Here is an 8,814-nt window from a genome sequence, read left to right on the forward strand (position 1 = left end):
GGTGAGGCGAGGCTCAGCGGTTGGTGACCAAGTTCGTAGGTGGAGATGAGCAGGACGTTCATACTGTCTATTGTACCGCAAGACGGTGTTTATGTGGCAGGGCACACCACAGTGTGCCGTTACGGAGTGGGCGCGGGGGGCACGGGGAGCAGTGCGCCGCTACTGTTGTTGCAATTCGGCTTGGACGGAGGCGGTGGTGATTCCGGATTCGTTGCCGTAGACCGTAAACGTAATCCCCTGATTGAGGAAGGTCAGATCGGCATAGCGTTGTCGTTGCTGCAACTCTTCCGGGCTGAGCGCGCTGAGGCAGCGGGCCAATTCAGCATAGGCCGGGCGCACGCTACCATCGGGCGCAAACATCTCGTCGTAAGCGCCGGTTAACATGTACTGTTCAAATGGCGGTTAACCAACAAGTGGAAAGGTGGCGTCGGACATACTCGTCGCATATAGCTTCAACAGAGTGATTGCGCCCGGCCAGCCGTGGGCGACGTTGCCCAATCGTCTTCATTTGCCGGCGTGAAATAATCCTGAATATGGCAACGTCGATGTCGCCCTTCGTCAACTAGGAATGAGAGTAGGGTGCAAACCCTACTCTCCATCACTCTACTCTCTATGATTAATCGCCCATCACTTCGTGTAGAGCCGGCGTCGCTTGGCGCTTGTGCTGATCTTCCGGCTTCACACGGTACACGTTCCACACCAATCCCACCTTTTCAAGGGCGCGGATGATGTAAGCCGAAATATCGATCTGCCACCAGCGCAGACCGTGGAAGGCCGAGCGGGGGAAGGCGTGATGGTTGTTGTGCCAGCCTTCGCCGAAGGCGAGCAGGCCAACGATGAAGTTGTTGCGGCTAGCATCGCGAGTGTTGTAGTCGCGGCGGCCAAAGGTATGGCAGATTGAATTCACGCTCCACGTGATGTGGTGGGTGAGGAAGATGCGCACCAAACCGCCCCAGATCAATCCACTCCACCCGGCGATCAGAGTTGGGATCAGAATGCCGAGCGCCGCCCACAGGTACCACGTCTTGCTCACCCAAACAATGGTTGGATCCTTCAACAGCCACTTGCCGTACATTTCGATGTTGTTTTTGTGGGTAAACAGCCAGCCCACATGCGAATGCCACAAGCCTTCGAGCGGGCTATGCGGATCCTCTTCGTCGTCGGAGTGGGCATGGTGCTGGATGTGGGTCGAAGCCCACGAAATCGGGTCTCCTTCCAGTGCCATACACCCCATAATCAGAAAGAGCGCCTTAAGCGGGCGCGAGGTTTCAAAGCTCTTGTGAGTGAGCATGCGGTGAAAGCCGATGGTGATGCCGAGGCCGGAAATAACGTACAACACGAGCATCAAGGTGACATCGAGCCAGTCAACGTACTGTTGCCAAAGCATGACCATCGCGTAGATGGTGCCAAGAAAGGGCAAAAGCACGATGAGCAAAACCACAAATTTTTCGATCGGTGATTTTTCCAGTTTTGGTTCGGTGGCGGGAACGGTGCGAGCCATAGCAGAACACTCCTTGCCGGTAACGAAATTTGTTCGACTTATCACAATAATAGATGTTGAGCGGGACGAGCAGAAGTAGCTGTCGGCTAATCTTCGGTCACGAGTTGGCCGGCAACGGGGATGACTAGAGTAATGGGTCAGAGCCGTTAGGAAACGCATGCGTTATCCTGCTAACCCGCCTTTTGCACCGATTTGCATTATTGCCAAACCTATGGTATACTCCCACCGTGTTGAGCGGGTTGGCCCCATCGTCTAGCGGCCTAGGACGCCACCCTCTCAAGGTGGAGATCGCGGGTTCGAATCCCGCTGGGGTCACCAATGGGCCCGTCGTCTAGCGGTTAGGATGCCACCCTGTCAAGGTGGAGGTCGCGGGTTCGAATCCCGTCGGGCCCGCCAAAAGGCGGAAGCAACATCAGCCGGCAATTGCCGGCTGATGTTTTTTGGTTTTGTATTGGTGAGCGGTGTACCGCCGAGGATGCGGAGTTGATACTCATCCTCGGCGGCCTTTGCGTCTTGAGGATGGGTCCTCACCCCTCGGCCCCCTCTCCCCCTGATGGTGGGAGAGGGGGAGCCACTTGGATGGGCGGGAGAGCGGTTGCGGGCGTGGAGGGGATTAGGGCAAAGGGTGAGGATGGGTCCTCTCTCCTTCACCCCCTCCTCCAGCGGGGGAGGGAGGTGTAGTGTACCGCCGAGAGCGCCGAGGATGCGGAGTTGACCTCCATTCCCTGCGCCCTTTACGCCGTTGGGGGCCAGACATCCGTCAGGCTCTCCAGCGCGTTGTCTACTCACGTTGCAATGCGGCTATTGCCGCCAACAGTTGCACATCGCCACTGGCAGCTAAATCGGCGGCACTCAGGTTGCGCGCTTCGGCTGGCAGCAAGATCGGTGCGTCAATTGGTTGCGCCACCACTTGATCCGGCTCAATACCTTTGCCGCGAATTTGCCGACCCGCCGGCGTTCGCCACTCTTGCGTGCCGAGCAGGAGTTGCGCCCCGCCGCTCAGTCGAAACGGGGTGAGGACGGTACCGGTACCAACGGTTGTTTCCCCCACCAACACTGCCCGACCCGCATCTTGCAAGGCGCCGGCTAGAATCTCGGCGGCGCTAGCCGAACCACCGTTGATCAGCACAACCATTGGCATGTCTTGGGCCATGCCCGCCGCACGGGTGGTGGTCACCCGCTGCGAGCCATCACGGTTGCGTTCAATCAGCACCGGCGTTTCTGCCGGTAAAAACTCGCCGGCTATCGCCAGCAACGTGCTGAGCAACCCACCCGGATTGTTGCGCAGATCGAGAATAATCCGCTGCGCGTTCGCAGCCTTAGCTTCGGTCAGCGCTTTGCGCAACCCGCTGGCCGCCTGTTCATCGAACGAGGTAATGCGGATCAGCGCAATTTGATCGGGCAACATTGCCCAACTGACGCTCGGCGCAGTGATCTTGGCCCGCGTGATAGTAAACCGCAACGGCTCGGTATCACGCCGGCTCACTTCAAGCGTGACCGGTGTGCCGGCTGGCCCCCGCACCCGCGCTACTAATTGATCGATTGTCCAGCCTTCCACAGCGGTGCCATCAACGGACAATATGCGGTCGCCGGCGCGGAGGCCGGAAGTAGCGGCTGGTGATCCCTCGATCAAAGCCAGAATCAACAGCGTGCCATTGCGTTCGCCGACGTAGATACCAATGCCTTCAAACTCGCCGCTGAGCGACTCTTGCCATTGGGCAGCCTCGGCGGCAGTCAGAAAGCGGGTATGGCCTTCATCGCCGAGCGTCGCCAACATGCCATCGACAGCGCCTTCGAGCATCCGGGCCGGGTCAGCGGCAGCCGGATCGACGTACCGTTCGCGAGCCAAGCGCCACACGTCCCAAAAGACGGCAAAGTCAGTGCAGATGGTTTCGGTTTCGGGGCAGGCGCTGGCGGTTTGGGGCCGGCTGAGCCAGATACCGAGCCATACTCCGCCGCTGAGGCCGCCGAGCAGGGTCACGAAGACGAACAAACTCGCTAACCAGAGTGGCAGGCGAACCTGAAGAATGCGTATGAAGGCAAGCATAGGTGCTTACATCCCTGTTTGTAGTCGCTGCACCGTTTCGTCATCGAGCCGGCGGATCAGTGCCAAGAGCAATTGTACGGTTTGCTCGATGTCACGGCGGTGGACGATAGCTGACGCCGAGTGGATATAGCGTACCGGCGGCCCAATGACCACGGTAGGCACGCCGTTGCCAAAGATGTGCATTCTTCCGCCGTCGGTGCCGCCGCCGGGCATCAGATCGAATTGGAGCGGAATACCTTCTTCGGCAGCGACATCGATCACGAGATGACGCAGACCGACGTGCGCGATCATGGAACCGTCAATCAAGAGGATGGCAGGCCCTTGACCAAGCCGGCTCATAGCATCATCGGCCCCCACGCCGGGCATGTCGCCGGCGATGGCAGTGTCGATCGCGAAGCCGATGTCAGGTTTGGTGATGTAGGTCGTGGTGGCTGCTCCACGCAAGCCAACCTCTTCTTGAGCATTGCCGATGCCGAAGACACTGTTGGGGTGGTGTTCGTTGACCAAGCGGCGCAACGTCTCGATCACGATCGCGCAGCCAACTCGGTTATCCCACGCTTTGGCCAACAACAGATCGGGGTTGCGCATCGGAGTGAACGGCCCTACCGGCACCACCGGATCGCCGGGACGCACTCCCCACGCCACCGCCTCATCACGCGAAGCGGCGCCGATGTCAATAAACATCGCTTTCTTATCAACCAGCCGGTTCCGTTCGTCATTGCTGTGAATGTGCGGCGGCTTAGCACCGATCACGCCGATGATTGGGCCAGAGCGAGTATGCACTTCGACGCGCAACCCCAACAGCACGTGATCCCACCAGCCTCCCAGTGGTTGAAACTTGAGGAAGCCGTCATCAGTGATGCGTGTGACCATCAAACCGATTTCGTCAAGATGGGCGGCCAGCGCGATGCGCGGGCTAGTGGCGAGGCCGGTGCGGCGGGCAATAATGCTACCCAAATGGTCAATCTCAATCTCGCTGATCGGCTCAAGATAGCGGCGCATCACGTCACGCACCGGCCCTTCGTAGCCAGAAGCGCCGGGGGCTTCGGTTAAGTCTTGCAACAGTTGCAGCATCGCATCCACAGATGTTTCCTTTGTTCACCTCGATAAAGCGGCCAATTGTTGTCGCACCCATTGTTCGGCGGCAGCGCGATCAGTAACCAAACCGTCTAGCGTTGCAGTGCGCAGCTCACGCAACAACTGGCCCAATTGCGGCCCCGGCGCTACCCCCAATGCACGTAGATCATCGCCGTTGAGCGGCGGACGTAGGAGGCGCCATTCGCGCAGGTAGCGAGCCGTTGCTAGCTGGATTGGGCTATTTGCCGCGTAGTGTAGCACAGCGATAGCGGCGGCGCTATAGGGATGCAACAGGGCATCAAGGGCGCTTGGGCTAGTTGTGGCGGCAATAGCAGTGGTTTGGTGACGCAGTGATATGAGGTCATTGACCAGTTGGCGAATAGTGACCGGGAGATGGTAGCGTTGCAGAACCATTGCCAGCTCAGCGTCGCTAAGGTCATAGAGCAGCAAGCCGGCGATCACCGTCTCAGCCGGCGCAAGCGGAGCGATACCGTACTCATCGCGGTGATAGCGCGCCAATCGCACAGCCAGCGCCGGCGTCCAACGCAAACCGGGGATGATTTGTTGGGTCATACCCCAGCGGTCGGCCAGCGCCACCACCGCTGCCGGATCGGGTTCAGTGAGGGTCAGGCACAACTCGGTTTGGATCCGTTCCGGCGTCAATAGCGCCAAGTATCCGGCGGCCAGCGCATCGGCGATCTGGGTCGCGGTCGCTGCGTCGGGGGTGAGATTGAGACGGGAAGCGAGGCGCACGCCGCGCAGCAGACGGGTCGGGTCATCGCGCAGACTTTGGTTATGCAAGAGGCGCAGCCGGCGTGCGGCGAGATCGGCGACACCGCCGAGTGGGTCGAACAGCGGCATTGGCAAAAGCCGGCCATGTTCGGCTGCCAATCTGATGGCCATCGCATTAATGCTATAGTCGCGGCGATGGAGATCGAGGGCGATTGGCGCCGGTTGCACTTCTGGCAAGACTGCCGGACGCGGATAGCGTTCGGTACGGGTCTGCGCAAGGTCGATGACCCATTGATCGACCACTATCGTCGCCGTGCCAAACGGTAGATGGCGGGCAGCGATCTGGCCTCCCCACGCTTCAGCTAAGATGGGCGTCAGTCGGTTGACATCACCTTCAACGGCCAAATCAATATCACGCCCGATGGGTAGTTCGAGCAATAGATCGCGCACGACACCGCCAACTAGCCAAACGGTGGCATTAATCGCCGGCGCGAGCTCGGCGGCGCGGGCCAGAAGGTGCTGCAAGGCTGGCTCAAGCCGGAAGAGCAAGTCATTCATAAGGCGTGGTTGAAAATAGCCACGAACAACACACAACGTTCAGGATGATCGTTGATGGTGATATAACGGCTTCTGGACATATCCATTCCATATGATAAGATCAATGACATTATAATGCTCTTTGCCAAACGTTGACACAATGTGCTGATTTTTTGATTTGAGGGGCGCTTGCCGCCGACGCTATTCGTGTGTTCTAAACGGCGGCGGGTTGTACTGCTCGCTCGTTGTCATTGCGAGCCGGCGGCGGCGACGCAATCTCCTGCGCGCACGCGATCAGGCTGCTCAGGCATTGCAGGTCGCGGAAGCGATGACAGACGGCCCGCTTGACAGGCCCAGCATTCAATGGTAGGATAAAGCACGCATGGGCGATTAGCTCAGTTGGTTAGAGCGCCACGTTGACATCGTGGAGGTCAGTGGTTCGAATCCACTATCGCCCACCACATCAATTGTATCACGCCCCATGCCACATCAGCATCACCAATTTTGGAAGGTCTTCTTGATAACACTGGCTTTAGCCAGTGTTGTTGTGTTGGCAGCGCAACAGGTTTACGCGCAACCTACTCCCATTGCCTGCCCGCGCAACCAAACCGTCATCTTACGTGGAGCGAATGCGCCGCCGTTGCAAGGGTTGCTCGTGCTCTTTACCGGCCAACCGGTTGGCGGCGGGTTTAGCGATGCGGCGGGCAATTGGCAGATCCCGTTACGCACCAACGAGCCACCCGGCATCTACCCGGTTGAGGTGCAGGTACGGGCTAGCCGACAGGTGATTGCCAGCCTGCTGTGCTACGTTGATGTACCGTTACCAGCGGTAGCAACGCTTGCGCCAACCGACACCCCGGTCTCTAGCCAGCCGGTTTCGCAACCCACTCCAACCGCCACCGCAACGAGCATTGCCACGGTACCGCGCCCGACCCAAACACCCACGCCGGCCACGCGGGTTCCCAGCACACCCACGCCGGCCACGCGGGTTCCCAGCACACCCACGCCGGCCACGCGGGTTCCTAGCACATCTACGTCGGCGGCAGGTAGTACAGGAACACCGGTGCGGGTTACCAATACGCCCCTCCCTACCGCCACGACTGGCTCGACTAGTGTGGTGCCGGGTCGCACACCGACCCCTATGCCGGCTGGATTGGCGGTGACGCTTGAAATTATTCCCTACGACCCAAATTCATCAGCCTCGTTAAATGAGGAACAAGTGACGATCCGAAGTGAAGAAGAGAACGACCTGACGATTGCTGGTTGGCGGATTGTGAATATTTCCCGCCCTGAAATCCCAGCCTTTGTCTTTCCAGCATTCATTCTCCAACCTGAAACTGACGTCTATCTCTATACTGGGAATGGTACAGATAACCTCGCCACCGGTGATTTTTACTGGAAGCTGAACGCACCGGTGTGGCGCCGTGGTGATGTAGCGCATCTAATTGATGCTCAAGGCCGATTAGTGAGTTCTTACGAGGTAAGGTAGGTAACAACGGCGCGGAGGAGGCAGAGGCACAGAGAGGTAAACGCAAAGGCACGCAGCATGTAAAGGTATCTAAAGATACGCGAAAGTGATAAGGGTAATTTGCATTACTCTTGGTGTATGACTTGAAGTCTCATGTGAGGGGCATGAGTGTCAGCGAGTGCCAATATAAATCGCGCCTTTCAGTCCATCATTAAATAGATTAACCAAAGGGGCATAACCAGTGTCAGCGAGTGCCAATATAAATCGCGCCTTTCAGTACTTACACCTTTACGTTAGTGGCTGCCAAATCCCCAAGGCCGTCACTTCACAATCAATGGTTTGTTGGGTCATGCTTCCGGGAACAAAGCAAAGGCCACTGAATTCCACGTGTTGGCCGGCGTAAGCACGTTGTTGATTATCTGAACGCCACTCGCGGCCTACCAGTGGTTCGACATCGCCGGCAATAGCAATATCTTTAACTTGGGTGTGGGCCAGCAAGCGTCCATTTTGGGGTATGGAAATGACAGGACGAGCGCCATTGTTCTTGAACGTCGCTGCACTGCTAAACAGATTAGTGTCGTCACACTTAGCAATGCTCACCAGTTCGACGTCGCCCCAGCCGTAGCCACGCTCGCCGCCTACTTGCAGTCGCTTACAGGCCGACCGCCAATTCAGCTCTTGCGGGCACTTCGCTTGCTCAAATATATAACCCTTCAGAAAGACCGGTTGACCGGTGTCCAACGTATGAGGAGAAATAAACTCCACTTCGTGGAGCATGCCCTCGGCGGCTGACTGTTGTGGATACGACAGAGCGGTTCCCTGATAACTGCTGAGAAAGCGGTGGCGGAACAGGTGCTCGTTTTCCCATGGCCACGCCACTTGATAGTCATTCTCGGATTTCAGCACCGGGTAGAAGTACGTGAAAGCGAGATGTTGGTTCACCTGCTCCCCTATCTTCCTGTATTTATGGGAGTCGGTAGCCGGCTCACTCCCTTGGAACGTGTCGCGCGTCAGGCGCATGGTCAGCGCACCCCACAGCGCCCGACCGGTGAGGTATGGCCGCGTGCGCTGTAAGTTGCCGACTTTGCCGCATCCGATATGCAACGGGGAGCGCAGGCGCAAGATCACCTCAAAGGCTTGCCACATAGCACCCTCTTCAGCCGCGCGCTTTGGCACCATAGCGGGCGTAAATCAGCATCTGTTCCAGCGTCTCTTTAGCCAGCAGCAGCCGCTCTAGGTCAACCGTTACTTTGCCACTGATGTGGCTCAACACAGTTTCGGGATTGTTATTAGCGGGTTTAGTCCAGTCAAAGCCTAGTCCGGCCAACAGATTGAGCATCTCGTCAACAACGACGCTGCCGTTTTCCTTTTCTTTCGCCAGCAGGTAGAGGAAACAGGCGTAGACGCCGTTTTCCTGTAGTACTCCTAAAGCTTTGGTGACAGTGTTGTCTA

General features: G+C 57.8%; 8 protein-coding genes and 3 tRNA genes. 4 read left to right on the forward strand and 7 right to left on the reverse strand.

Annotated elements, in window-relative coordinates; genetic code table 11:
* Nucleotides 1-159 precede the first annotated feature (159 nt).
* Together Q1A59_RS18005 and Q1A59_RS18010 are read right to left on the reverse strand one after the other, a co-directional pair.
* Complete coding sequence (locus Q1A59_RS18005; RefSeq protein WP_298490234.1) at nucleotides 160-384, reverse strand: hypothetical protein; 225 nt, start codon at nucleotides 382-384, stop codon at nucleotides 160-162.
* A gap of 232 nt (nucleotides 385-616) precedes the next feature.
* A complete protein-coding gene (locus Q1A59_RS18010) occupies nucleotides 617-1,501 on the reverse strand; it encodes an acyl-CoA desaturase (protein ID WP_299645324.1) in 885 nt (294 codons plus the stop codon).
* Between the two features lie 241 nt (nucleotides 1,502-1,742).
* Here Q1A59_RS18010 and Q1A59_RS18015 point away from each other — a divergent pair.
* Together Q1A59_RS18015 and Q1A59_RS18020 are read left to right on the forward strand one after the other, a co-directional pair.
* Nucleotides 1,743-1,819, forward strand: a tRNA-Glu gene (locus tag Q1A59_RS18015).
* A 2-nt stretch (nucleotides 1,820-1,821) separates the two neighbouring features.
* Nucleotides 1,822-1,897: transfer RNA gene (locus Q1A59_RS18020), tRNA-Asp, on the forward strand.
* 385 nt (nucleotides 1,898-2,282) lie between these two features.
* Here Q1A59_RS18020 and Q1A59_RS18025 read toward each other — a convergent pair.
* From Q1A59_RS18025 to Q1A59_RS18035, 3 genes are read right to left on the reverse strand one after another with little or no spacing between them, the layout of a single operon-like run.
* Nucleotides 2,283-3,548, reverse strand: coding sequence for a S41 family peptidase (locus Q1A59_RS18025; protein ID WP_299645325.1), 1,266 nt, complete (start codon nucleotides 3,546-3,548; stop codon nucleotides 2,283-2,285).
* 6 nt (nucleotides 3,549-3,554) lie between these two features.
* Nucleotides 3,555-4,631 (reverse strand): M42 family metallopeptidase, encoded by a 1,077-nt coding sequence (locus tag Q1A59_RS18030; RefSeq protein WP_367280908.1) that lies wholly within the window; start codon nucleotides 4,629-4,631, stop codon nucleotides 3,555-3,557.
* A gap of 15 nt (nucleotides 4,632-4,646) precedes the next feature.
* Entirely contained in the window at nucleotides 4,647-5,915 is a 1,269-nt protein-coding gene (locus tag Q1A59_RS18035; RefSeq protein ID WP_299645326.1) for a CCA tRNA nucleotidyltransferase, read from the reverse strand.
* Nucleotides 5,916-6,278: 363 nt separating this feature from the next.
* Here Q1A59_RS18035 and Q1A59_RS18040 point away from each other — a divergent pair.
* Together Q1A59_RS18040 and Q1A59_RS18045 are read left to right on the forward strand one after the other, a co-directional pair.
* A tRNA-Val gene (locus Q1A59_RS18040) sits at nucleotides 6,279-6,355 on the forward strand.
* 20 nt (nucleotides 6,356-6,375) lie between these two features.
* Nucleotides 6,376-7,383, forward strand: a complete 1,008-nt coding sequence (locus Q1A59_RS18045; protein ID WP_299645327.1) for a lamin tail domain-containing protein — start codon at nucleotides 6,376-6,378, stop codon at nucleotides 7,381-7,383.
* A 267-nt stretch (nucleotides 7,384-7,650) separates the two neighbouring features.
* On the opposite strand, the gene Q1A59_RS18050 is transcribed toward Q1A59_RS18045, so the two are convergent.
* Nucleotides 7,651-8,508: an RAMP superfamily CRISPR-associated protein gene (locus tag Q1A59_RS18050; RefSeq protein ID WP_299645328.1), complete on the reverse strand. Its 858-nt coding sequence runs from the start codon at nucleotides 8,506-8,508 to the stop codon at nucleotides 7,651-7,653.
* A gap of 10 nt (nucleotides 8,509-8,518) precedes the next feature.
* The coding region (locus Q1A59_RS18055) for a hypothetical protein (RefSeq protein ID WP_299645329.1) at nucleotides 8,519-8,814 on the reverse strand (296 nt) is incomplete at its 5' end.

This window comes from uncultured Chloroflexus sp. (assembly GCF_937951745.1).
In the GTDB taxonomy this organism is placed as follows: Bacteria; Chloroflexota; Chloroflexia; order Chloroflexales; family Chloroflexaceae; genus Chloroflexus.

What these genes read in the sequence shown, in the direction of transcription:
- Q1A59_RS18050 (WP_299645328.1), bottom strand. Translation starts at nt 8,508, where the DNA reads ATGTGGCAAGCCTTTGAGGTGATCTTGCGCCTGCGCTCCCCGTTGCAT.
- Q1A59_RS18005 (WP_298490234.1), bottom strand. Translation starts at nt 384, where the DNA reads ATGTTAACCGGCGCTTACGACGAGATGTTTGCGCCCGATGGTAGCGTG.
- Q1A59_RS18010 (WP_299645324.1), bottom strand. Translation starts at nt 1,501, where the DNA reads ATGGCTCGCACCGTTCCCGCCACCGAACCAAAACTGGAAAAATCACCG.
- Q1A59_RS18045 (WP_299645327.1), top strand. Translation starts at nt 6,376, where the DNA reads ATGCCACATCAGCATCACCAATTTTGGAAGGTCTTCTTGATAACACTG.
- Q1A59_RS18035 (WP_299645326.1), bottom strand. Translation starts at nt 5,915, where the DNA reads ATGAATGACTTGCTCTTCCGGCTTGAGCCAGCCTTGCAGCACCTTCTG.
- Q1A59_RS18025 (WP_299645325.1), bottom strand. Translation starts at nt 3,548, where the DNA reads ATGCTTGCCTTCATACGCATTCTTCAGGTTCGCCTGCCACTCTGGTTA.